This window comes from Saccharopolyspora sp. NPDC002376 (assembly GCF_053593195.1).
This window is the reverse complement of sequence record NZ_JBSFBZ010000029.1, coordinates 19,989-43,820: the sequence shown is the minus strand read 5'-3', so window position 1 is coordinate 43,820 and position 23,832 is coordinate 19,989. Positions and strand designations below refer to the sequence as shown.

The 23,832-nt window shown below is 67.1% G+C and carries 22 protein-coding genes and 1 pseudogene; 13 read left to right on the top strand and 10 right to left on the bottom strand.

From position 1 onward, the window contains the following. The first annotated feature begins 38 nt into the window (after window positions 1-38). From ACWCO2_RS20215 to ACWCO2_RS20205, 3 genes are all read left to right on the top strand, one after another. Complete coding sequence (locus ACWCO2_RS20215) at window positions 39-1,016, top strand: M28 family metallopeptidase (RefSeq protein WP_450129284.1); 978 nt, start codon at window positions 39-41, stop codon at window positions 1,014-1,016. A gap of 276 nt (window positions 1,017-1,292) precedes the next feature. Beyond that, window positions 1,293-1,889, top strand: coding sequence for a TetR/AcrR family transcriptional regulator (locus tag ACWCO2_RS20210; RefSeq protein ID WP_450129283.1), 597 nt, complete (start codon window positions 1,293-1,295; stop codon window positions 1,887-1,889). A gap of 33 nt (window positions 1,890-1,922) precedes the next feature. Then, window positions 1,923-3,584, top strand: coding sequence for an ABC-F family ATP-binding cassette domain-containing protein (locus ACWCO2_RS20205; protein ID WP_450129282.1), 1,662 nt, complete (start codon window positions 1,923-1,925; stop codon window positions 3,582-3,584). A 79-nt stretch (window positions 3,585-3,663) separates the two neighbouring features. On the opposite strand, the gene ACWCO2_RS20200 is transcribed toward ACWCO2_RS20205, so the two are convergent. Beyond that, window positions 3,664-3,912, bottom strand: coding sequence for a hypothetical protein (locus ACWCO2_RS20200; RefSeq protein ID WP_450129281.1), 249 nt, complete (start codon window positions 3,910-3,912; stop codon window positions 3,664-3,666). Between the two features lie 433 nt (window positions 3,913-4,345). On the opposite strand from ACWCO2_RS20200, the gene ACWCO2_RS20195 reads away from it, so the two are divergent. Together ACWCO2_RS20195 and ACWCO2_RS20190 are read left to right on the top strand one after the other, a co-directional pair. Further along, window positions 4,346-5,191, top strand: coding sequence for a helix-turn-helix domain-containing protein (locus tag ACWCO2_RS20195; protein ID WP_450129280.1), 846 nt, complete (start codon window positions 4,346-4,348; stop codon window positions 5,189-5,191). Then, a complete protein-coding gene (locus ACWCO2_RS20190; protein ID WP_450129279.1) occupies window positions 5,076-5,360 on the top strand; it encodes a DUF397 domain-containing protein in 285 nt (94 codons plus the stop codon). Before ACWCO2_RS20195 ends, ACWCO2_RS20190 begins: the two co-directional genes overlap by 116 nt. Window positions 5,361-5,467: 107 nt before the next feature. Here the strand turns inward: ACWCO2_RS20190 and ACWCO2_RS20185 are convergent, their stop codons facing one another. The 3 genes from ACWCO2_RS20185 to ACWCO2_RS20175 are packed head-to-tail and all read right to left on the bottom strand — an operon-like array spanning window position 5,468 to window position 8,623. Next, window positions 5,468-6,820 carry a flavin-containing monooxygenase gene (locus tag ACWCO2_RS20185; RefSeq protein WP_450129278.1) on the bottom strand — a complete coding sequence of 451 codons (1,353 nt, stop codon included), beginning with the start codon at window positions 6,818-6,820 and terminating at the stop codon, window positions 5,468-5,470. 53 nt (window positions 6,821-6,873) lie between these two features. Continuing rightward, entirely contained in the window at window positions 6,874-7,005 is a 132-nt protein-coding gene (locus tag ACWCO2_RS20180; protein ID WP_450129277.1) for a putative transporter small subunit, read from the bottom strand. Window positions 7,006-7,039: 34 nt separating this feature from the next. Further along, window positions 7,040-8,623 carry a sodium:solute symporter family protein gene (locus tag ACWCO2_RS20175; RefSeq protein WP_450129276.1) on the bottom strand — a complete coding sequence of 528 codons (1,584 nt, stop codon included), beginning with the start codon at window positions 8,621-8,623 and terminating at the stop codon, window positions 7,040-7,042. A 635-nt stretch (window positions 8,624-9,258) separates the two neighbouring features. On the opposite strand from ACWCO2_RS20175, the gene ACWCO2_RS20170 reads away from it, so the two are divergent. Beyond that, window positions 9,259-10,056, top strand: coding sequence for an SGNH/GDSL hydrolase family protein (locus tag ACWCO2_RS20170; protein WP_450129275.1), 798 nt, complete (start codon window positions 9,259-9,261; stop codon window positions 10,054-10,056). A gap of 55 nt (window positions 10,057-10,111) precedes the next feature. Here the strand turns inward: ACWCO2_RS20170 and ACWCO2_RS20165 are convergent, their stop codons facing one another. From ACWCO2_RS20165 to ACWCO2_RS20150, 4 genes are all read right to left on the bottom strand, one after another. Beyond that, a complete protein-coding gene (locus ACWCO2_RS20165; protein ID WP_450129274.1) occupies window positions 10,112-10,825 on the bottom strand; it encodes a Mut7-C RNAse domain-containing protein in 714 nt (237 codons plus the stop codon). Window positions 10,826-10,874: 49 nt separating this feature from the next. Then, window positions 10,875-13,058, bottom strand: coding sequence for an RNA polymerase recycling motor ATPase HelR (gene helR / locus ACWCO2_RS20160; protein WP_450129273.1), 2,184 nt, complete (start codon window positions 13,056-13,058; stop codon window positions 10,875-10,877). Between the two features lie 187 nt (window positions 13,059-13,245). Further along, window positions 13,246-14,703: an amino acid permease gene (locus ACWCO2_RS20155; protein ID WP_450129272.1), complete on the bottom strand. Its 1,458-nt coding sequence runs from the start codon at window positions 14,701-14,703 to the stop codon at window positions 13,246-13,248. A 260-nt stretch (window positions 14,704-14,963) separates the two neighbouring features. Further along, window positions 14,964-15,326 carry a multicopper oxidase domain-containing protein gene (locus tag ACWCO2_RS20150; protein ID WP_450129331.1) on the bottom strand — a complete coding sequence of 121 codons (363 nt, stop codon included), beginning with the start codon at window positions 15,324-15,326 and terminating at the stop codon, window positions 14,964-14,966. Window positions 15,327-15,341: 15 nt separating this feature from the next. Here ACWCO2_RS20150 and ACWCO2_RS20145 point away from each other — a divergent pair. After that, window positions 15,342-15,518 (top strand): annotated as a pseudogene (locus ACWCO2_RS20145) (LuxR C-terminal-related transcriptional regulator); the annotation flags it as partial. 158 nt (window positions 15,519-15,676) lie between these two features. Here ACWCO2_RS20145 and ACWCO2_RS20140 read toward each other — a convergent pair. Next, window positions 15,677-16,081: a cupin domain-containing protein gene (locus tag ACWCO2_RS20140; RefSeq protein ID WP_450129271.1), complete on the bottom strand. Its 405-nt coding sequence runs from the start codon at window positions 16,079-16,081 to the stop codon at window positions 15,677-15,679. Next, the gene (locus tag ACWCO2_RS20135) at window positions 16,078-17,205 is read right to left on the bottom strand and encodes a Gfo/Idh/MocA family protein (RefSeq protein ID WP_450129270.1); all 1,128 of its coding nucleotides are present in this window, start codon (window positions 17,203-17,205) and stop codon (window positions 16,078-16,080) included. The genes ACWCO2_RS20140 and ACWCO2_RS20135 overlap by 4 nt, the downstream gene beginning before the upstream one ends. A gap of 491 nt (window positions 17,206-17,696) precedes the next feature. Here ACWCO2_RS20135 and ACWCO2_RS20130 point away from each other — a divergent pair, with 491 nt between their 5' ends. From ACWCO2_RS20130 to ACWCO2_RS20105, 6 genes are all read left to right on the top strand, one after another. After that, window positions 17,697-18,806: a DegT/DnrJ/EryC1/StrS family aminotransferase gene (locus ACWCO2_RS20130; protein WP_450129269.1), complete on the top strand. Its 1,110-nt coding sequence runs from the start codon at window positions 17,697-17,699 to the stop codon at window positions 18,804-18,806. After that, a complete protein-coding gene (locus ACWCO2_RS20125; protein ID WP_450129268.1) occupies window positions 18,793-19,071 on the top strand; it encodes a sugar transferase in 279 nt (92 codons plus the stop codon). The genes ACWCO2_RS20130 and ACWCO2_RS20125 overlap by 14 nt, the downstream gene beginning before the upstream one ends. Before the next feature lie 101 nt (window positions 19,072-19,172). After that, entirely contained in the window at window positions 19,173-20,444 is a 1,272-nt protein-coding gene (locus tag ACWCO2_RS20120; protein ID WP_450129267.1) for a nucleotide sugar dehydrogenase, read from the top strand. Then, window positions 20,441-21,157, top strand: coding sequence for a phosphatase PAP2 family protein (locus ACWCO2_RS20115; protein ID WP_450129266.1), 717 nt, complete (start codon window positions 20,441-20,443; stop codon window positions 21,155-21,157). The genes ACWCO2_RS20120 and ACWCO2_RS20115 overlap by 4 nt, the downstream gene beginning before the upstream one ends. After that, complete coding sequence (locus ACWCO2_RS20110; RefSeq protein WP_450129265.1) at window positions 21,154-22,266, top strand: glycosyltransferase family 4 protein; 1,113 nt, start codon at window positions 21,154-21,156, stop codon at window positions 22,264-22,266. The genes ACWCO2_RS20115 and ACWCO2_RS20110 overlap by 4 nt, the downstream gene beginning before the upstream one ends. A 26-nt stretch (window positions 22,267-22,292) precedes the next feature. Further along, window positions 22,293-23,831, top strand: coding sequence for a hypothetical protein (locus ACWCO2_RS20105; RefSeq protein ID WP_450129264.1), 1,539 nt, complete (start codon window positions 22,293-22,295; stop codon window positions 23,829-23,831). Window position 23,832: the final 1 nt, after the last annotated feature.

Here is a 23,832-nt window from a genome sequence, read left to right as displayed (position 1 = left end):
CGTTCCGCTCCGGCTTGGAGCGGACGAAGGGATGTGGCATGCCGAAACGACCACTACTCGCGACCGCCACCGCGTTAGCCGCGGTGTCGGCCCTCGCACTGCCGGCCACTGCGGTGAGCGCACCGGCCGTACCGCTGACCGGGGTCGCGGCGGTGCAGGACCACTTGCAGGAGTTGCAGAAGATCGCGGAGGCCAACGGCGGGAACCGCGCGGCGGGCCAACCCGGCTACAAGGCTTCGCTCGACCACATCAAGGCGCAGCTGGACGGCGCCGGTTTCGCCACCACGGTCCAGGAATTCGACGCCATGGGCGGCACGACCTACAACCTGCTGGCCGAAACGCCCGAGGGCGACGCCAACAACGTGGTCGTGTTCGGTGCGCACCTCGACAGCGTCAGCCGCGGCCCGGGGATCAACGACAACGGCTCCGGATCGGCGGCGATCCTGCAGGCCGCGCTGGACTACGCGGGCAGCGGTGCGACCCCGAAGAACAAGCTGCGCTTCGCCTTCTGGGGTGCCGAGGAGGAGGGCCTGGTCGGCTCCGCGCACTACGTGGAGTCGCTGCCGCAGGCCGAGCGGGACCAGATCGCCGCGTACCTGAACTTCGACATGGTCGGCTCCCCGAACGCCGGCTACTTCACCTACGACGGCGACGACTCCGACGGCGAGGGCGCCGGGCCGGGGCCGGAAGGTTCGGCGCAGATCGAGAAGCTGCTCAACGACTCGCTGGCCGGCGCCGGAGCGGAGCCCGAGGGCACCGACTTCGACGGCCGCTCCGACTACGGCCCGTTCATCGAGGTGGGCATCCCCGCGGGCGGCACCTTCACCGGCGCCGAGCAGAGCAAGACCGAGGAGCAGGCGCAGAAGTGGGGCGGCCAGGCAGGCGAGGCGTTCGACGCCTGCTACCACCAGTCCTGCGACACGATCGACAACGTCGACACCCAAGCCCTGGACCGGAACCTCCAGGCGATCAACACCGCGGTGACGACCTACGCGGAGCAGTTCCCCCAGCCGTAACGCGCAAACGGCTGGTGTGAACGGGAGCGGGCGGCTTTCGAACCCCGGAAGCCGCCCGCTCTCTTTCGCGTTTCTTAAATAGGCCCCGGAATGCTGTTGCGGGACAGGCAGGCGCCCCCATCCGCCGGCCACGAAATTCCTGGGTCTGCCAGCAATGTTCGAAACCGGATGATCATTTCGAATCCGCTGGAACCGACCTGAGCCTGGCGCGCCTCCGATGCAGCGCCTGGAAAAACCGTTCGCCGGGGCTATCACAGGCGTGATAGCTTCCGCGGCATGAGCTCGTCAGCTGCCAGTTCACCGAAGCGGCGGATCGTTGATGCCGTGTTCCGGCTCGTCGCCCGGGGCGGCGTTGCGGAGGCTTCGCTGCGCAAGGTCGCCGACGAGTCCGGGATCAACATCGGGTCGGTGCGGCACTACTTCGGCAACCACGAAGGTCTCATGGTGGCGGCTGCCGAGGAGGTCGGCGCGCGCATGGAGCGGCGGCTCAACGCCGCGCTGCCGGAGGCCGAGGGGGAGTTGGACGCGGCAGGGCGGCGCGAGCTGGTGGAGGCGGCGTGCCGCGCAGTGCTGCCGGTCGAGAAGCGCAACCGGACGGAGCTGATCGTCCTGGTCGAGCTGATCACCGCAGCTCGGCTGCGCCCGGAGTTCCGGCCGTTGGCCATGCGGATGGGTGCGGACCTGCGGGAGGTCTTCCGGCAGGTCCTGGCGATCGCGCACGTGCCGGACGCCGAACTGGAGGCGGAGCGGCTGACCGCGTTGATCGGCGGGCTGACGTTCGACCTGGTCTACCCGCACGGGCCGCAGGACGTCACGTTGACGACCGATGTGCTGCGCCACCACATCACCGCGCTGATCTCGCCGATGAACTGACGAACTTCCGCGCAGTTAGGGGAATCAACTGCCATGGGGCACGTTGAATTGCAGAAGGTGCACTACGTCCTCCCGGACGGACGGGTGCTGCTCGACGACGTTTCGTTCCGGGTGGGTGATGGTGCGAAAGCCGCGCTGGTCGGGCCGAACGGCGCGGGGAAGACGACGCTGCTGCGTCTGGTTTCGGGGGATCTCGCGCCGACCGAGGGCGGCATCGTGCGCTCCGGCGGGCTCGGTGTGATGCGCCAGTTCATCGGCCACGCGCACGATGATTCGACGGTGCGGGACCTGATGGTCTCGTTGGCCGGGCCTCGGCTTCGCGCGGCGGCGGAGAGGCTGGAGCGGACCGAGAACCGGCTCATCGAGCAGGACGACGATGCTGCTCAGATCGCCTATGCCGAGGCGATCGCGGAGTACACCGACGCGGGCGGCTACGACGCGGAGGTGCTTTGGGACGTCTGCTGCACCGCCGCGATCGGCGTGTCCTACGACCGGGCCCGGTTCCGTGAACTGCGGAAGCTCTCTGGTGGCCAGCAGAAGCGGCTGGCGCTCGAAGCGCTGCTGCGCGGTCCGGACCAGGTGCTGCTGCTCGACGAGCCGGACAACTACCTCGACGTGCCGGGCAAGCAGTGGTTGGAGGAGCAGATCAGGGAAACCACGAAGAGCGTGCTGTTCGTGACCCACGACCGGGAGCTGCTGCACCGCACCGCGAACCGGATCGTGACGGTCGAGCTGGGCGCTGTAGGCAACCGGACTTGGGTCCACGGCGGCGGTTTCGCCACCTACGACCAGGCCCGTGAGGACCGGAACTCCAGATTGGACGAGCTTCGCCGCCGCTGGGACGAGGACCGGGCGAAGCTGGTCCGGCTGGTCCAGATGCTCAAGCAGAAGGCGTCGTACAACGACACCATGTCGGCCCGCTACCAGGCGGCGCAGACCCGGCTGCGCAAGTTCGACGAAGCCGGCCCGCCGGAGGCGGTGCCGCGCAAGCAGAACGTGAAGGTGAAGCTGGCCGGCGGGCGCACGGGCAAGCGCGCAGTGGTCTGCGAGGACCTGGCGCTGGACGGGCTGACCAATTCGTTCAACACCGAGATCCGCTACGGCGAGCGAATCGCAGTGCTGGGCGCCAACGGCTCCGGCAAGTCGCACTTCCTGCGACTGCTCGCCCGAGGAGGCAGTGACGACGTCCCGGTACCGGACCAGGATGCGCTGGCCTCGGTGGCGCACACCGGTCTCGCGCGTCTGGGCGCGCGAGTGGTGCCGGGCATGTTCGCGCAGACCCACGAGCACCCGGAGTTCACCGGGCGCACGCTGCTGGAACTGCTGATGGGCGGGGGAGAGCGGCGCGCGGGCATGACCCGTGAGGAAGCCAGCCGCCTGCTCGCCCGCTACGACATCGTGCAAGCGGCCCAGCGCCCGTTCGACACGCTCTCCGGCGGCCAGCAGGCCCGGTTCCAGATCCTGCTGCTGGAACTGGAAGGCGCGAACCTCCTGCTGCTGGACGAACCCACGGACAACCTCGACCTGGTCTCGGCGGATGCCCTGCAAGCAGGCCTGGACGAGTTCGACGGAACGGTGATCGCGGTGACCCACGACCGCTGGTTCGCCCGCTCCTTCGACCGCTTCCTGGTCTTCCACGCCGAAGGCCAGGTCCGCGAGTCAGCAGAACCGGTCTGGAGGGAAGGGGCCCGGTAGCCGGGCCAGATCGGGGGCAGAACCCGGCTACTGGGGAGGATCGGCGCGGTGTCGGGGAGGGATCGACGCGCCGACCCGGTCAGGGGGTGTTCGGCGGCGGCCACACCACAGGTTCAGCGGAAACCGCGCTCTCACCCGGCCATTCGCGAAGCCGATGGCGGCCCGTGTACTCAGCAGTCCGCTCGGCCTCGACGTCGTCGATCAACCGCCACACGTCGTAAGAACCCTCGCCAGCATCCCCGTGCTGCCGATGCGACGACGGTAAGAGCAGCATCCCCCAGGTGACGAGGTTGATCGCAACGAGCGCGCCGAGCTGAAGCCAGAACACGGAAACCCTCCATCCGTCCGAAGTGGATACTCAGCGACGTGGCCGCTTGACGCATTCCTGATTCCGCAGCTGCGCAGGACCACGCCGGGTGCTGCGAGCCTGATGGGGAGCAGCGGTCCGCATGGCAGCGATCTGCACGCAGATCCGGCAGCGCGGCCGAGTGGTGGTCGGATGCCCAACGGCGGCCCACATGACAACGGCCCCGCAAGCCCCATCACCACCCGCCTGAGCAACGAAGTGCGTCTCCAGCGCCCGCAACCCAGGCGAAGGCAACCACCGAGGCCAAACCTCAACACCGAACATCCACGTCTCCTTCGTTGTCCCGTTCCTGCTGTTCGGAGCTTGTTGTCAAATGATCCGACAACGACGGTAACTACTCAACGTGTTACCGTGATCGCAACGAGTGATGTAGTGGTGACTGTGGAGGCGTGACATGGCCAGAACCCCGAAAGCGCGGGCGTTGGGGGCTGCACTTCGCCAGATGCGTGAGGACCGCGGGCTGAAGTTGAGGGAGTTCGCTTTCACGCTTGGTCGGGATGCTGGTGTGCTGTCTCGGTGGGAAACGGGGGAGCGGACTCCGAAGCCCGAGCAGGTCGCGCAGATCTTGACCGCTCTCGGCGTTGTTGGTGACCGATACGAGGAGATCGTCGGGCTTGCTTACGACACCGATGCTCCGCAGTGGGTTGCAACGCGGCTGCCGGATCAGAAGCAGCAGCTCGCGGCTCTGGTCGACTGCGAGCAGAACGCGTCGGAGATAGTCGAAGTCGCGCCCCTGCTGGTACCAGGGTTGTTGCAGACCGCTGGGTACATACGAGCGATCATGTCGGCTGGTGGCGTCCCGGCTGGAGAGGTTGCCACGCGAGCTGCGATCAGGATCGGCCGGAAGGACGTCATCTTGCGAAAGGAACCCGCCAGGTTTCTTGCCTTGGTGGGAGAGGGTGCCTTGCGGCAGGTGGTTGGCGACGGCGACACCATGATCGAGCAGCTACGGCACCTCATCGAGATGAGCGAGCGCCCCAACATCGATGTGCGGATCGTGCCTTACAAGAGTGGCTGGAATCCTTCGCTCGAAGGTGGATTTTTGCTGATCAAGCAGGAGAAACTTGACCCTGTGGTGGCATTGGAGAACCGGAGGTCGGGGCTGTTCCTGCACGAGTACGACGATGTCGCTGTCTACGAGCAAGCAGTGGAGAGCGTGGCTCAGGCCGCGTTGGGTCCGACGGCCACCAGAACGTTGCTCCGGAAGGCAGTCAAGAACGTGGAGACCATCGATGAGTGACAAGTACACATGGCTCAAGTCCAGCCGCAGTCAGAACTTACAGACATGCGTGGAGTTATCTCGTCCGCACGGCTTGATCAGGGATTCGAAGGACCCGGACGGGCCGGTGTTGGACGTCAATGTCACGACCTTCTTGCGGGCTGTGAAGGCTGGTCGGTTCGAGCGGTGATGCGGTGGTGGGGGTTTCCAAATTTAGGGAAATTTGGAAATCCCCACCACCGTCGGACGAAGCGGGGCACCTGTGCGTAGGTGCCCCGCTTCGCGTTGGTGACAGGCTCAGCTCTTCTTGGGGGTGTTCAGGAACGTCTCCAGGGAGTCGTCCATGGCTTCCCACCACGGGGTGTGGTGGATCGGGGCTTCGGTTCCCGTGCAGGGGGAGGGGAAGCCCCGGTCTCGGTAGCCGGTGATGGATTCCTGCTTGTCGTGCTCCCAGTCCCGGAAGAGCTTGCGGGTGAGGTCGAGGTCGAACTTCGGGTAGTCCACGTCGGCGAGTAGTTCCGCCACGTGGTCGGCCTGGAAGTTGATCATCCCCTCGTCGTCGGTGAGCGTCGACTCGCGCTCGACCCACGCGTTGATGTCGGCTGCCATCTCGTTGCGGGACGGCAGCGACACCCGGCCGAGCACGTAGTCGCGGGCGTACCAGGCCTCGGCGTCGAACAGGGTCATCGTGTAGAACTGGTCCTGCATGCCCAGGTACATCAACTTCGGGTTGTCCAGCCAGAACACGCCCTTGTACAGGTTCGCCGGGTAGAGCACGTTCTTGGTGCGCAGCCGCAGCTCGTCGGCCAGGAACGGGAAGTGGTGCTTGTACCCGGTGCACAGCACGATCGCGTCGATCTGGCGGGTGGTGCCGTCCTTGAAGCGGGCGACGTCGCCGTCCATTTCCAGCAGCTGCGGGACCTCTTCGATGCCCTCCGGCCACTTGAAGTCCATCGGCGCGGTGCGGTAGGTGATCGTCACCGACTTCGCGCCGTACTTCTTGCTCTGCAGCGCCAGGTCCTCCGCCGAGTAGCTGCTGCCCATGACCAGCACGTTCTTGCCGGCGAACTCGCGGGCGTCGCGGAAGTCGTGGGAGTGCAGGATCCGGCCGGGGAACGACTCGAAACCCGCGTAGTGCGGCACGTTCGGCACCGAGAAGTGACCGGTGGCGACGATGACGTGGTCGAACACCTCCTGCCGGGTCTCGTTGCTGCTGAGGTCCTCGACGGTCACCGTGAACTGGTCGGTGGCCGAGTCGTGCGACACGAAGCGCACCGCGGTGCCGAACTGGATGAACCGGCGGACGTCGTTCTTCTTCGCCCGGCCCAGGATGTAGTCGGCGAGAACCTCGCGGGGCGGGAACGACGGGATCTGCTTGCCGAAGTGGTCTTCGTAGGTGTAGTCGGCGAACTCCAGGCACTCCTTCGGCCCGTTCGACCACAGGAAGCGGTACATGCTGCCGTGCGCGGGCTCGCCGAACTCGTCGAGTCCGGTGCGCCACGAGTAGTTCCAGAGACCGCCCCAGTCGCTCTGCTTCTCGAAGCACACGATCTCGGGCACCTCGGCACCCTTCTTGCGCGCTTCTTCGAAGGCGTGGAGCTGGGCCAGACCGCTGGGGCCAGCGCCGATCACAGCAATGCGGGACGTCATCGGTTGCATCTCCAATGCGAATTCGTTCGATCAGGTCGGGGTTCGAGGACCGCTCAGACGACCGATCGGTTGTTCTTCTTGGCTTCCCGGTGGTCCTTGGCCACCGCCATGCACATCACGATCAGCACGATCGCGGTCAACGCCGGCCACACCAGGATGTAGGCGGCCAGAAGCAAGTTCTCCATGGCACGTACTCCGTTCTTCGTCGCAGGCCGATGATCAGCGGACGGCTTCGACGGGCTCGGGCTGGTCCTTCAGCTGGAATTCGGTGACGCGCTCGTTGATGAGCGCGAAGTCGAACCGGTCCTTGTTGGCCATGCTGATCGCGACGCACACGACGGTGCTGACGCCGTAGGAGACAAGCGAGCCGAGCAGCGTCGGGTAGTCCCGCAGAAAGCCCATGATCAGCGGGAACAGCACCACGCCGGCGATGCCGCCGACGGTGAAGCCGACCTGCTTGCCGAACAGGCCGAACGCCATGAAGCCGAACACCACGGCACCGCCGATGACCGCGGCGAACTCCATCACGAGCGCGGTGATCCCGGTCAGCGCGACCAGCTCGAAGCGCGCCACGAGGAAGAATGCCAGCGCGACGACCACGGAGACGGTGAACGCCAGGTTGGTGATCCGGTCCCAGTAGAAGCTGGCGATCACCGGGAACACCAGGGCGCCCCACAGCGCGCCGACGAACACCAGCAGGTCGAGGATGTTGAAGTTCGACACCGCGAACATCACGCCGAGCGCGGTGGCCGCGATCATCGTGATCCGTCCGATGTGGAGCATCGTGCGCGGGTTGACCTTGCCGCGCGCCAGGTTCTTGCCGTAGATGTCGGTCATCACCAGCGAGGACAGCGCCGCGAGGTCGGAGTCCGCAGTGGACGACAGCGAACCGATCACCATGATGAACAGCAGGCCGACCATCACCGGGGACAGGTACTCGGACGCCATCTGCGGGATGATGTTGTTCATGTCGCCGTTCATCGGCTGCAGACCGACCATCACGGCCAGCAGACCCAGCATGCCCAGGCCGATCACCGTGCCGGCGTAGCCCAGGGTCGCGGTGATGAAGGTGCTCTTGATCCGGTCCTGTCGCACCGCGAACAACCGCTGCGCGATGGTCTGGTTGCCGATGGCGTAGGCGAGCACCGCCGCCAGGTACGGACCGCCCTGCTCCAGGAACGCCTCACCTGAGAAGAAGTTCGCCTGCTCGTCGGTCAATCCGGCCATGCCCTGGTCGAGGGCGCTGATGCCGCCGGTCGCGAAGAACACCATCGGGACGATGAGCGCGGCGGCGATCATCATCGCGACGAGCTGCGCGAAGTCGGTCATCACCGAAGCCCGGAAACCGGACCACAGGGTGTAGGCGAGCACGCCGACCGCGGCGATCAGCACGCCGTGCAGGAAGCTGAACGGCGTCAGGATCTCCATCAGCGCGCCAGCGGCGGTGAAGTTCGCCGTCAGGCTGATGACGCTGCCGACGATGTTGGACCCGGCCAGGATGAGCTGGCTGGAACGGCCGTGGCGCGCGTGCATCACCTCGGCCAGGGTGTGGGCCTTGGGCGCCACCTTGCGGAAGTGCCGACCGAACGGGTAGATGCACAGGATCATCAGCGCACCCCAGAGCCCGTAGTGGATCGGCCCCGACACGCCGTAGGTGTAGCCCGAGTTGGCCGCCGCGTAGAGCGAGGCGGCCCACACCCAGGTCGCGGTCATGCTCGCGGCGGAGATGCCGAAGCCCACCGCGCCGTTGGAGACCATGAACCCGTCGACGTTCTCCTTCTTCTCCCGAATGGTGAGAGTCATGAGGAACGTGAGCCCGTAAAATGCGATCAATAACAGAGCGGTCGATACCGCACTGAGTTGAAACACTACTCCTCCGAAATCGTTTTTCGCTCGCACGCAATTCTCGAGCCCGGTGGGCGAAAATGCGCGACTCCCAATAGTGCCTATACGAAATTTCGGGAGATATGAACCCCGAAGTAACTTTCACCACAACTCGTGCGCTGCAAGTTTCCGCATCGTGAAAGTTAACGTGACATTTATGTCACATTTCTTCATTTCGCTAGACAACTGGTTGCTAATGGGGTCTGATAGATTGCTCCGGTCGGGCGTCCCGGAGTGGAGATGGATCTCCGGATTCAGGCAACGCACTAATGTGCGCGGAGTGATTTCGACACCGGGCACGCACCCTGCTTTTGCTGCGAATATGCCGTCCTCGTGCTGGTAGGGGCGGTCTCGCAGCTGCCCGGCTCGTCGTGGCCCTGTCGCCAGTGAACGTCGAGCGCATCTGGGAACGGGTGCGCCCGGTTGGTGGCTGGCGGCAAGGCTCTTCCTGTGCCGCAGCGGTCGTTACTGGCGGGTACTCGCCAATTTCTCCGGTTTTCGGCCGGATTCTCCTTGAATGGTGACGTTTTTCGATCTCTCCGATCGGAGGAAGAATGCGTCACTTACGGCACGTCCTCGGTGCCGCGGCGGTGGTGGCGACGGCGAGCACCATGCTGGCCGCACCGGCGTTCGCGACATCCGCCGCCGAGAACTACGCAGCGCTGGGCGACTCCTACGCCTCCGGGGTCGGCTCCCGGGAGTACTTCGACGACAGCGGGGACTGCTTGCGCAGCCCCAAGGCCTACGCGCAGCTGTGGGCCGATTCGCACGACGTCGCCAACTTCGACTTCGCCGCTTGTTCGGGCGCGGTGACCGACGACGTCAACAGCAACCAGCTCGACAAGCTCAGCTCCGACACCACGCTGGTCACCATCTCCATCGGTGGCAACGACGTCGGCTTCTCCAGCGTGATCCAGGACTGCTTGCTGGGCACGAACGACAAGTGCGACTCGGCGGTCGCCGGAGGCGAGGACAAGGCCCGCAACGAGCTGCCCGCCAAGCTCGACGCCACCTACGCCAACATCCGCGAGGCCGCCCCCAACGCCAAGGTCGTGGTGCTCGGCTACCCGCGCCTCAACTCGCTCGGCAGCTGCGGCATTCCGTTCTTCTCCGACGCCAAGCGACAGCGCATCAACGACGGCTCCGACGTGCTGGCCGGGGTGATCTCCGAGCGCGCCGAGGCGGCCGGGTTCACCTACGCCGACGCCCGGGACGCGTTCGACGGTCATGGTGTCTGCGCCTCCGAGGAGTGGATCAACGGCCCGAGCAGCCCGCTGGTGGAGTCCTTCCACCCGAACGTCAACGGGTACGCCAACGGCTACCTCCCGGTGCTCAACGCGATCACCGGCTGACAGACCGCGAGGGGTGGTGGTTTCCCCGACGAACTGCCACCTCTCGCGCACCAGCTCAACAACCGGGGTGCGCATCCCGAGCGGAGCGGATGATCGCGTTGATCCGCCGGGAATGCGCGCCGCGCCAGTACACCCGACCGCAGTCGCGGCACCGGGCGTACTCGTCGTAGTAACGCCGGGTTCCCGGTTCGATCTCCTCCTCTACGTCCTCTTTGGACACTCGAACCAGCAGCCCGTTGCACGAGGTGCAGCGCGTCCACGGTGCCAGCGGGGGAGCGAACCGCTCGATGACGTCCACCAGCTGCCGCGCCGGATCGGATCCCCGAACGTAGGCACCAGCCCACAGCGCCCGACGTTGCAGCAGTCCCCGGTCCTGGGTGAGCAGCATCCGGTGCTCCCGCGACGCCTTCGCGATCAGCTCGTCATCGTCGGCGTCGTTGCGATAGGCGGTGTCCACGCCGACCAGCCGCAGCCGCCGGGCGAGTTTGCCCAGGTGCACGTCCAGCAGGAACCGCGGGGGAGCGGCCTGCGGGCGCGCAACCGATCGGATCTCGACGGTCATCCCACCGCACGGCTGGTATCCGGGATCGCGCGGCACACCGTCGGCCAGCAGCGCTCCGATCTCGGTCAACGGCACGCCCAACGACTCGGCGAGGTGTCCGAGCGTCGCCGTGCCGTCGTAGGTCACCTCGACCACGTCGCCCCGGTTCCGCGGAGCGGCGAAGAACCGCAGCTCCGGGGCGATGCGCACGCGCAGCGTCGGTGCCATGTGCACATGGTCGACCGGCGACTCCGCTCGCGCCATCGCCCCGGCTCCGCTACGAGCGCGCGGGCACGGCCTCGTCGAGGCCGCTCAGCGCCTGCGGCAACGCGCCCTGGTGCAGGACGCCGAGGCGCTGGGTGGCGCGGGTCAGGGCGACGTAGAGCTCGGCCGCGCCGCGCGGGCCGTCGGCGAGGATCCGCTCCGGATCGACCACCAGGACCGCGTCGTACTCCAGGCCCTTCGTCTCCGACGCCGGCACCGCGCCCGGCACCTCCGGCGGTCCGATCACGACGCTGGTGCCTTCGCGACCGGCTTCGTCCCGCGTGAACTCCTCCACCGCAGCGACCAGCTCGTCCCCGCTGACCTGCCGGGACCACGGCTGGACACCGCAGGAGCGGACCGAGTCCGGCGGCGCGACCTCGGGCGCGAACTCGGCGAGGACCGAAGCCGCGACGGCCATGATCTCGGCCGGGGTGCGGTAGTTCACCGTCAACGACCGGTAGACCCAGCGGCCGGGCACGTACGGCTCCAGCATCGCGCCCCACGAGGTCGCCCCAGCGGCCGAGCGGCGCTGGGCGAGGTCGCCGACCACCGTGAACGACCGGTTTGGGCAGCGCCGGATCAGCACCCGCCAGTCCATTTCGGACAGTTCCTGGGCCTCGTCGACCACGACGTGCCGGTAGGTCCAGTCCCGGTCGGCGGCGGCGCGCTCGGCCAGGTCGCGGGTGTCGCGCTCGACGAAGCGGTCCGCCAGCTCGTCGGCGTGCAGCAGGTCCTGGGCGAGCAGGTGGTCCTCGTCGTCCATCATGTCCTGGCGCTCCATCTGGAGGATCTCCATGACACCGGCGGCGTACTCGGCCTCCCGCTTGCGCTCCCGCTCGGCCGCCTGGTCGGCCGACTTGACGCGACCGAGCAGATCGACCAGCTCGTCGAGCAGCGGCACGTCCGACACCGTCCACGCATTGCCCTGAGCCCGCAGCAACGCCTCGTCCGCGCCCGCCGCGCGCAGGCGCTCGGGGGACTCGTACAGCGGAGCCAGCAAGGTCTCGGGCGTCAGCACGGGCCAGAGCTCGTCGAGCGCGGCGGTGAACGCGTCGCTGCGCGCCAGCTCCTCGATGAGGTCACCGCGCAGCTGTTCCCAGGCCTCCTTGTCGTCCCTGGTCAGCCAGCCCCGGCCGATCCGGGCGATGGCTCGCTCGGTGAGCACGTACGTCACGATCTCGGTGAACACCGCACGCGCCTCGTTGTGCGGCACACCGCTGTCGCGCGCCTCCTGCCGCGCCCATTCCGCGGTCTCGGCGTCGATGCGGACGGTGACGTCGGACAGCTCGATGTGAAACGGCTGCTCCGGCAGCCGCTGCCGGTCGGCGATCGCCGCGGCCAGCACGTCCAGCATCTTCAGCGAGCCCTTGATCCGCGCGGCATCCGGAGCGTCCTCGGCGGTGACGCGCAGGCCCGGCACGAGGTCACCGGCGGTCATGAACACCACGTCGGACTCGCCCAGCGACGGCAGGACGCGACCGATGTGGTTCAGGAACGCCGGGTTGGGCCCGACCACCAGCACGCCGTGGCGCTCCATGCGCTCCCGCTGCGTGTAGAGCAGGTAGGCGACGCGGTGCAGGGCCACCACGGTCTTGCCGGTGCCCGGACCGCCCTCGATGACCAGCACGCCCGGGTGGTCGAGCCGGATGATCTCGTCCTGCTCGGCCTGGATGGTGGCCACGATGTCGCGCATGCCCTCACCGCGCGGCGCGTTGACAGCCGCGAGCAGAGCGGCGTCGCCCTGCGCGTCGCCGTCGGGACGGCCGAGCACTTCGTCGGTGAAGGCGGCGACTTCGCGGCCGCGGGTGTGAAACTGGCGGCGCCGGTGCATGTTCTCCGGGTTCGCGCCGGTGGCGGTGTAGAACGGGCGAGCGGCCGGTGCTCGCCAGTCCAGCAGCATCGGCTCGTAGTCGTCGTCCTCGTCGAAGATGCCGATCCGTCCGATGTAGGAGCGCTCGCCGGAGATGCTGTCCAACCGGCCGAAGCACAGCCCGTTGTCGGCCACGTCCAGCCGCTTGACCTCCTTGCCCAGCATGCGCACCTCGACGTCGCGCTCCACGGATGTTCCGCCGTGATCGCGCAGTGCCGTCCGGAACTCGCCCTTCACCCGCGTGCGCTCGGCGTCGAGCCGTGCGTAGAGCTCGGCCGCGTAGTCCTGCTCGGACCGCAGCTCGTCTTCGTACCCCTGATTTGACACTTGCCCCTCGCAGCGGCTATTCTGATACCAGGTTCGGCGGAGTCCTCATTGGACAGTGGTGGACACGCCGACTTTTCATTTTCCCACTCGTGTCAAATCCGCTGGCGGAACACGAAGATGCGGGACTCCGAACAACAGCGAGCGGTACTCGCCTGGGCTGAGTACCGCTCGCTGCGTTTTCGGGTGATTACTCGCTGGGTTCGAACTCGCCGGTGGCCAGGCGGCTGTTCTTGATGCTGTAGGTGAAGTACAGCGTGAGCGCCAGGCCCAGCCAGATCGCGAACATCAGGTATGTCGTCCACGGCAGTTGGGAGATCAGGTAGGCGCAGGCCAGGATGCTCAGCGCCGGGACCACCGGGTAGCCCGGGACGCGGAAACCGCGCTGCAGGTCCGGGCGGGTGCGGCGCAGGATCACCACGCCGACCGAGACGACCGTGAAGGCCACCAGCGTGCCCATGCTGGTCAGGTTCGCCAGCGTGTTCAGCGGCACCACCGCCGCCAGCAGGCCGACGAACGCCGAGACGACCAGGGTGTTGCGGATCGGCGTTCGGCGGCGTGGGTGGACCGCGTGGAACATCTTCGGGACCATCCCGTCGCGGCCCATCGAGAACAGGACCCGCGTCTGGCCGTAGATCGTGGTCAGCGTGACGCCGAAGATCGACACGACACCGCCCGCGGCGAGCACGATGGCGGGCCAGCCCGAGCCGGTGACGTTGCCCAGGATCGCCGCCAGGCCCGCGTCCTGGCCCTCGAACTCCTGCCACGGCTGGGCGCCGATCCCGGCCAGGGCCACCAGCAGGTAGATGGTGGTGACGATCGCGATGCACCAGAAGATCGCCAGCGGCATCGTCCGGCGCGGATCCTTGACCTCCTCGCCGGCGGTGGAGACGGTGTCCATACCGATGTAGGAGAAGAACACCATCGACGCCGCAGCGCCGACACCGGCCGCACCGTAGGGCGCGAACGGGTTGAGGTTGTCGGCGTTGAACGCGGTGAACGCGACGGCGACGAACAGCAGCAGCACGGCGAGCTTGATGCACACCGTGATCGCGTTGATCGTCGCCGACTCCTTGGCGCCCCGCATCAGCAGCACGCAGCAGGCGGTGACCAGCACTGCGGCGGGCACGTTCAAGATCCCGCCCTCGCCGGGCGGTGCGCTGAGCACGGCGGGCAACTGCCAGCCGAAGACGTCGCCGAGCAGCGCGTTGAGGTATTCACCCCAGCCGACCGCCACGGCCGAGGCCGCCACTCCGTACTCCAGCAGCAGGCACGCACCGACGACGAACGCGATGAGCTCGCCCATCGTGGCGTAGGCGTAGGTGTAGGACGCGCCGGCCACCGGGATCGTGGAGGCCAGCTCGGCGTAGCAGAGCGCGGTGAGCGCTGCGGTCACCGCGGCCAGCACGAACGAGACGATGATCGCCGGTCCGGCCTTGGGCACGGCTTCGTTGAGCACGATGAAGATGCCGGTGCCGACCGTGGAGCCGACGCCGATCATGGTCAGCCGGGCCAGGCCCAGCGACCGCTTCAGCTCGCCGCCGCCGGAGTCGGCGCCGGTCTCGGCGTTGAGCAGGCTGATCGGTTTGCGCCGCATCACCCGGCCCCAGCCGGCGGCGGGTTCAGCGGTGGGCGCGGAACCGGACATGCATGCTCCCCTGTGGACATCCGACGATCGTTGTTCGCAGCGGGAAAATGGTGAAACACCGGGTTCGACGCCCCGAACCCGGGGCGGCCGAATTGTTGATCGCTCCGACGTCGGACTCTATGGACGACAAATATCGTCGTCAACGACGTTGAGCACGGCAAATTCTTCGTCTGCCGTGAAGCGCTGGCCGTTCATTTCCAGACCGCCCGATTGTGTCGCACGGCACGCGCCGGATTGACCTGGTTGCGCGGTTGTTCCCATTACCGCCGGGATGACCGCTCACCCGTGGTGGTGACCCCACCCGTCGGCAGGGTGCGGGGGACGTGCTGCTCGGTGCCGCGCTCGACGATCACGAACTGGCCCATCATCCCCTCGTCCTCGTGCTCGAGGATGTGGCAGTGGTACATGTACGGGGTCCGCGGATCGGTGTCGTGCCCGAACTCCACGGCGATGCGGACCTTGGTCTTGCCGGGCACGAACACGGTGTCCTTCGGCCCGCTCAGGTACTCCGGCGGCGGTGCGCCGTCGATGTCGATGATCCGGAACGCGACCTCGTGGACGTGGAAGTTGTGGTCGTAGACGATGTTGTCTAGCTCCCAGGTCTCTCGCGCCCCGGCCGGCACCACCTCGTCGATGCGGTGGCGGCCCTGGTCGAAGAAGGGCTCAGCAACGAGGAGATCACCCAGCGCCTGGTGATCAGCCCGGCCGCCACCACCAAAACCCACGTGAGCCGAGCCCTGACCGAGCCCGGAGCCCGAGACAGGGCCCAGCTCGTCGCCCTGGCCTATCGCCACGGCCTGCTCAAACCCGCCTGACCAGCTGTCTGCTCCGCACTGGTTTACGCAATTTCAAGGGAAATCAGACGTCCGATTTCCCTTGAAATTGCGTCCCCCGCTCACGAGAACAGGCTCTGGCCCCAGTACTCGTCGTCCCGAACGTCGTGCGTCACGGCCGATCTGGTCGGTGGGTTGCCCTACGGGGCTGTGGTGTCCGCGCGACCGTAGCAATCTTCCAGTCGGACGACGTCCTCGCGCCAGCTCTGGCCCGCCGTGGACGCTTCCAGGAGAACCGCGTCCGAGATCGCCGTGATCCGGTGCAGGACGTTGGGTGGGATGTGCACCGACTGTCCGGCAACGAGTTCAGCGGCCACCAGGTCCGTGCTGCTCGGGCCGATCTCGAGCCGGACCCGACCGGCTTGCACCGCAACTGTCTCCTCCTTTTCGCGGTGGTACTGCAGGGAAAGGGAATGGTCCGCCCGCACGTGCAGCACCTTTCCGACGTAGCGTCCTTCGGCGATCGCGAAGATCTCTTCGTGCCCCCAGGGCTTGTCCACTCGAAGCACCGCCGCGATGTCCGGTGCCACCACCGTCCGCGTCATGCCACGTCGCCCCTCTCGTGCTCGAGCGCGGGGACCACGCGAACCGGAACATCTCGCGGCCGCCCATCCGCGTCGATCATCGCTGGACGTCTGAACTGCGCCATGGTGTTGTCGACCAGCACCGACCTGCCCGTGGACTGGGCCAAGTCCGCAGCGGCGAGGGAGTGCACGACGTTCAACCCGTCCCTGCCCGAGGTGAGTGGCGAGGCGCCCGTGCGGATGCAGTCGACGAAGTGCTCGTCCTGGACAAGGAGCGGTTCTCGGAACGCCACGTGCGGAGAGACGATGTCCCCGGAGCGGTAGGTCACCGGCATCGCGTAGGAGTTCTCGGTGTTGCCGGGGTGCCGGAGATCGACCCCGGAGTCGTAGATCCGGACCCGGTCCTCGTCCAGGAGATCGTTGTAGATCGCCATCTTGCGGTCGCCGACGACGGTGACGCGGCGAACCTTCTGCGGGTTCAACCAGCTCACGTGGACGAAGGCCGAAGTCGCGGAGTTCGCCAGTTCCAGCCGGAGATGCGCCACGTCGGCGTGCCGGCCGCTGACGTTGTGCTGGGCCCACGCCGCGACCGAGCTCGGGGTGTCGTCCATCAGGTAGGAGATGATCGACAGGTCGTGCGGGGCCAGGTCCCAGATGGCGTTGACGTCGTGCTGGTAGAGCCCGAGGTTCAACCTCGCGGTGTCGATGTAGAAGATCTTCCCGAGCTCTCCGGACCGGATGATCTCGCGCAGTTTGCGGACCGCGGCGTTGTAGATGAACGTGTGCCCGGCCATCAGGTGGAGTCCGCGCTGCTCAGCGGTCTCGACCAAGCTGTGCGCATCGCGCACGGACGTGGCCAACGGCTTTTCGACCAGCGTGTGCTTGCCCCGGTCCAGCGCCTGCATCGCGATCTCGGCGTGCGTCGTGGGCGGTGTCGCGACGACCACGCCGTCGACGAGGTCGGAAACCTCCGCCAGGCTCCGCACCGCGGTCGCCGCCGGGAAGTTCCGCTGGGCCTCGGCCCGCCGAGCCGGGTCGGCGTCCACCACGACGACGTTCACATCGGGCAGGGTGCTGAGAACTCGAACGTGCTTCGAACCCCAATAGCCATATCCGACTACGGCTACCCACGTAGAACTACTCAATTCCGTAACCCCCCCAGGTTGTGTGATGCCGTTCGCGCCACCACAATTTCGTGCAGCGAACCCAATTCCGTGAATGGAACTGCGATCCACGCGGCGCATGGGTCGGCGGCGAAGGGTGGACCTGTGCCGCGGCTGGCCTGCGATTGCGCAGGAAAGACCATAAACGACGCGCATGATCGATGCTGGGCCGTTCGTTCGACATCACTCGACCGGTGATAGATTGTGTTTTCGCTGGAATCTCGCGGAGACGCACCGATATGCTCCTATCCACTGGGGGTTCTTTCACGTCATCGCACGCCGCGCCATCGCGCATTCGACGGCCGGTATGCCGATTCCACGCTGTGAATCAGAAGCGTGAATATCGTGTGCGTCCAATCCGGATCAAATCGGATCTCGGTGGAAGTCGTGTCCGCGCATCGAGCGTCAGGGCCGGTATTCGCCGCGCGGTGGTCGGACTCCCGCACGACAGCATCTGAATCACGAGGTGACCAATGACTGTGGCGTACCAGCCCATTCCTTTCCTGGATCTCAAAGCCATCCACGGCGAGCTGCAGGACGAACTCGATCTGGCCTGGAAGTCGGTCGTGCAGCATGGGAATTTCCTGGGCGGTCCGGATATCGATCGCTTCGAAGATGAGTTCGCGACCTACTGCGAGGCGTCGAAGTGCGTGGGCGTCGGGAATGGAACCGATGCGCTGGAGCTGATCCTGCTCGCGTTGGGCATCGGCCGTGGCGATGAAGTCGTGGTTCCGACGAACACGTTCGCCGCCACCGCCGAGGCCGTGCGCACCGTCGGCGCTCGGCCGCGGTTCGTGGACGTCCTCCAGGACACCCTGCTCTTGGACCCGGATGCCGTTGCTGCTGCGGTCAATTCGCGCACGGCAGCGCTGATCGGTGTGCACCTCTTCGGTCAGCTGGCCGACGTGCCGCGGCTGGCATCCGTGGCAGCCCGCCACGGTCTGGCGTTCATCGAGGACGCCGCTCAAGCACATGGCGCGCGGCTGGGCGGGAGGCGTGCCGGAAGTGCCGGCCACGCCGCGGCGTTCAGCTTCTATCCCGGCAAGAACCTGGGAGCGCTGGGCGACGGAGGCGCCGTCGTGACGGACGACCCCGCGCTGGCCGACCGGGTCCGGCAACTGGCCAACCACGGTCGGTCGGCGCGCGACCGCCACCGCCACGAGGTGTCCGGCCGCAACAGCCGACTGGACAGCCTCCAGGCGGCGGTGCTGCTGGCGAAACTGCCGAGGCTGGACCGCGACAACGATCGTCGGCGTTCTGTGATGGCCCGCTATCGCGCCTGGCTGCCGGACTGGTGCACGCCGGTCGCGGTAGCCCCTGGCGCCGCGCCGGTGCACCACCTCGCGGTGGTCCGCACCGCAGACCGCGAACGGGTCACCGAAGCGCTGACAGCCGCGCAGATCGGATGGGGCGTGCACTACCCGGTTCCGTGCCACCAGCAGCCGGCCTTCGCGGAGTTCGGCGAACGGCTTCCGGTGGCGGAACAGGCGGCCGGTGAAATCCTGTCCCTGCCGATGTCCCCCTTGCTCAGCGACGGTGAGGTGGCACGGGTCTGCGAGGTCCTGCGAGGTGTTCGGGCATGACCGAGCTGAGCTGCACCAGCCCGGGCTCACCGGCGACCGCTTGCCGGTGCTCACCACGCCGGACGAGCTGATCGCGATCCCCAAGCCGTCCACATGGGACGATCTGCTGCGGCGAGCGTTGGACGTCTCGCTGGCGAGCGCCGCTTTGGCCGTGCTTTCCGTGTCGATGCTGCTGATCGCCATGTGCATCCGATTGACCAGCCGCGGCCCGGCGCTGTTCCGCCAGCAGCGCGTCGGGCTGAACGACCGGTCGTTCACCTTCTAGCTCAACCTTTGCCGTACCGGTACTTCTGCTAGGTCCGGAGCTTCTTCGCAATGCCGCAACGAATCTCCGCGGGCACGTCGCTCGTGCGAGGAGGGGGAAACATGATCGCCAGCACAGGCCACCGCGTGGTCGTCATCGGGCAGGGCTACGTGGGCCTGCCCCTCGCGATGCGCGCCGTCGAAGTCGGCTTCGACGTGGTCGGTTTCGACACCGACAAGAGCCGGATCGACCTGCTCGGCCGGGCCAGCACGTTCATCAACGACGTCGGGGACGGGGAGCTCGCCGCGGCTCTGGCGACGGGGAGATATCTGCCCACCTGCGATCACACCGCGATGGAGGGATTCGACACGGCCGTGGTCTGCGTGCCGACGCCGCTGCGCGAAGGCGTCCCCGATCTGGATTTCATCGAGGAGGCCGCACGGACGCTCGCCGGCTACCTCACGCCGGGTTGCCGGGTGATCCTGGAATCCACCACCTATCCGGGCACGACCGACGAGATCTTCGTGCCCATCCTCGAAGCCGGTTCTGGTCTGCGCGCGGGCGCGGACTTCGCCGTCGGCTACAGCCCGGAGCGGATCGACCCGGGCAACCCGACCTGGCAGTTCCACAACACGCCCAAGATCGTGTCCGGTGTGGACGGTGGATCGCTGCGCGCCGTGCGGGAGTTCTACGACCAGCTCGTCGACCGCACCGTTCCGGTGCTGGGCACCCGCGAGGCGGAGCTGACCAAGCTGCTGGAGAACACGTTCCGGCACGTCAACATCGCGTTGGTCAACGAACTGGCCATGTACTGCCACGGATTGGGCGTGGACGTGTGGTCGGTGATCGACGCGGCGGCCAGCAAACCGTTCGGCTTCATGCGGTTCTCCCCGGGACCTGGCGTTGGCGGCCATTGCCTGCCGATCGACCCGTCGTACCTGTCCTGGCAGGTTCGCCGATCACTGGGCAAGGCCTTCCGGTTCGTCGAAATCGCCAACGACGTCAACGAGCACATGCCGGACTACGTCGTGGCACGTGCCGTGGAGCACCTCAACCGGCGGCACATGGCGGTGAACGGGAGCAAGATCCTGCTGCTGGGTCTTTCGTACAAGCCCAATTCGAGCGATGCGCGGCATTCCCCGGCGATGGGTGTGGCCAAGCGCCTGCACGCACTCGGCGCCGAGTTGAGCGCGGTCGATCCGTTGATCGACGAAGCGGAGGTTCCGGTGGAGGTGGCGATCGTGCCGGGGGACCCCGAGCAGATGGAGCGCGCTGACCTGGTGATCGTCCTGACCGACCACGACACCTTCGACTGGGCGCTGATGGAGCGGCACGCCGATCGGGTGTTCGACACTCGCAACCGGATCCGCGCCCCGGAGGTGGAGCGGCTGTGAAAGTCGCGGGCGTCCGCCAGGAGGAGCGGGGGAGGTCGTCGCCGAACGCAGCCGGGCCGATGCTGATCGCACAGCCGCTTCGGTGGCCGATGGCGCTGGTCGCGGGTGCGTGCCTGCTGGTCCTGCTCGCGCTCAGCGTGCGCTATGCCGGGCACGCGGTTCCGAGTGCACTCGACCTCGCCGTTGAGCGCTGGTTGCGAGCGCACATCGCCGATCAGCACATCCGAACGCTGCACGACATCGGCGAATTCGGGAACCCGCGGCCGGCGCTGGCCGCGTCTGCCTTGGTCTGCGGGGTCGGATATCTCAGCGGACGGTGGACGCACCTGCTGCTCCCGGCGATCGGACCCGCAGCCGCCATCATCCTCAGCCAAGTGCTGAAACCGCCGATCGGGCGCACGATCAACGACTACTGGGCGTTGCCCAGCGGGCACACCACCACCGTGGTCGCACTCCTGACCGCCGTGGGCGTGATCGGGTTCCACCGCGCGCGCACCGTCCTCACGATCCTCAGTGGACTGGTGTTCGTCGGTTTCGGCTGCGTGGCGACCGCGATGGTCGCGTCCATGATCCTGCTGAACCTGCACTACGCCACCGACATCGTGGCTGGAGGCTGTTTGGGCTTCGCCGTCGTGGTCCTGGTCGCGCTGGCGTTGGACCACTTCGATGCGACCCGTCGAACATACAGAACGATCGAAATGGGGGAGTCGTGAGCGAGACCATCGTTGACCCACGCGGAGCCGGTCGGCCGGTCGGCCGGTCGGACAACCTCACCGCGCCGAGGATCGTGCACCACTTCGGGCCGCGGATCGGTGAGGAAGGCGGAGGTGGCATGGCGTCGGTACTCGCCGCCTACGCCCACCTTCCGCTGCAACGGTACAGCGTCCGATTCACCGCCTCAGCCACGTTGCACACGCGGTTCAAATCCTTGGAGCGATTGCTCCCGTCCGTCCTCGCGCTGTTGCGGACGTCGACTCGGTCGCAGTGCCCTGTGGTGCACGTCCACCTCGCCGACCGCGGATCGCTAGTGCGGGAAGGCGGTCTGCTGCGGATGAGCCGGATGCTGGGGCTGCCGACGGTGGCGACCATGCACGCGAGCCAGCTGGAACAGGAAGTGCGGACCAATCCGAGGCGGCTGCGCCAGGTTCTCCGGAGTGCCCACGTGATTCATTCGCTGGGCGAGAAATCCGCGGCGCTGATGCGCGACGTCGTCGGCCATGATGTCGACATCAGCGTCCTGCCCAACTGCGTGCTGCTCAGGGAATCGGTGGCCCCGGCGGGCTCCTGCCCACCGCGCGTCGTGTTCGCGGGTGAGGTCAGCGCGCGGAAGGGCGCCGATGTCCTCTTCGACGCTTGGCCTCGCGTGGTGGCGGCGGTGCCCGGCGCGGAACTCGTCGTTCTCGGCAAGCCGCGGGACATTCCGATCCCGTCGTTGCGGGGGTTGACCTTTGCCGGTGCTGTTCTGCGGGAACGGGTGCTGGCCGAACTCGATGGTTGCCGAGTGGCGGTGCTCCCGAGCCGGGCCGAGACACAACCGATGTTCGTGCTCGAAGCCATGTCGGCCGGTCGACCGGTCATCACGACGCCGATCGCCGAAATTCCCAGCACGATCGCCGAACCTGAGGGGTTGGTACCGGTGGGTGACGCCGACGCCCTGGCGCGGGCGCTCATCGGTTACTTGACGGACGCTGAGCGAGCCACCTCGGCCGGGTGGAGAGGTCGGCACAAGGTCGAGGAGCAGTTCTCCACGACCAGGGTCGCCGCCAGATTCGAAGAACTCTACGACAAAGCCGTAGCCCGCTGCACGGCTGCGCAGCACTAGCGCTGTTGCTGGTTTGGGGGAATCAGTTGAAACGCCACGACACCAGTGCCACGTCGAACGACGGGCGAAGCAGGGGAGCCGCAGCCCAACACCTGCGGCCGGTGCGCGAGTTGCGCACGGTCGTGTTCCGCTACTTCGGCCTCGTCGTGCTGGTCGGCGCGCTGACCGGAGCCGGGGTCGTGCTGGCGTCCTACTCGCGCGCTGATCCTACGACCGCCACCTCCCGCGTTGGCATCACCGAGCGCGTCCAATGGCCGTTCTACGACGCCGAGCGGGAACGCCTCGTCGAATTCGCGTCCAAACCGGACTTCCGCAGGCAGGTCGCCGACCGGCTTCCCACGGGCGAGGAATTGGTGGACGTCCGCGTCGACAAGCCCGTTGACCAGGCCTACGTCAACGTCGTCGCACGCGCATCGAGCAACCGCGGTGCCGTTTCCGCGGCGGATGTCGCCGGGGAGCTGCTCGTTGCGCAATCCCGGGAACGGATCCAACGCAACGGGCAAACACGGCTGGATCAGGCGAACACGAGGCTCGCCGAAGTCGACAGGCAGATGGCGGCCCTGGACGGCCAGAACGACGCCGAGCTTCAAGACCGACGGTCGGGAGAACTAGCGCTCCGGGCAGTGCTGCTGCGCGAACGCGAGGAAGCGGCGATGGATCTGGTCAAAGGTGCGACCGGCAACGTCGAAGTCCTGCGCAGCGCGGAGGTAACCGCCGCCGCGAGGGCCGACGTCGGCAAGCAGGGCCTGCTCGGCGCGCTGGCGGCGTCTTTGGTCACCGCACTTGCCGCGGTGTTCTACGACAGCCGCTACGCGCGAATCCGGAGCACGCGCCACGCGCGCTCCGTTGGTGTCGGGGATCTTCCGCTCATCACAGCGACTTCCGGTCCGGGGGAGTCCGATCCGCTCGTCCTGACCGAGCGGGTTCTGGAGGTGCGACCGCCTCGCTGCGTGTTGGGCGTCGCCGAAGCCCGCGAGGCCGAATCGTGGGACACGGTCACGGAGCTCGTCCACGGGATCCGGGCGGCCGGTGGCCGTGTCGTCACCGTTGGCACCGAGGCGGAATCGCCGGCGGGCCGGACGTTGTCGTTGTCCGAGTTGCTGTCCGACCACCACCGCCGTCCCGATGAACTGGTCGCGCACGTCGACTCGGCCCTGGCTGACTCGCGCGGGGTGCACCTGCAGGTAGAACCCCGCGTCGCGGTCGCCTCCGCGGTGCTGGCAGACGGGCTCGTGCCGTTCCTCAAGCAGCTGAGCGAGTCGGCGGACCTGATGATCGTGCACTTGGGGCCGATCGACGACGCTGGTCGTACCCGACTTCCCGAACGGCTCGCCGAAGTGGTGGTGATCAGCGCTACCGCCAAGCGCACCCGGCAGCGGGCCCTGCGCCGGGCGATTTCAGCTCTGGCCGGCCACGGAGTCCAAGTCCTCGGAATCGTGCTGCGCACCCGCAGCCGCGTCTCCGAGGAACCGGCTGCGAAGCAGGAGGAGTTGCCGGTGCCTGCGCCGATCGAAGCCGACCGGACGCCAGTGGGGAGCGGATCACCCGGGACCAGCGGGACGTGAC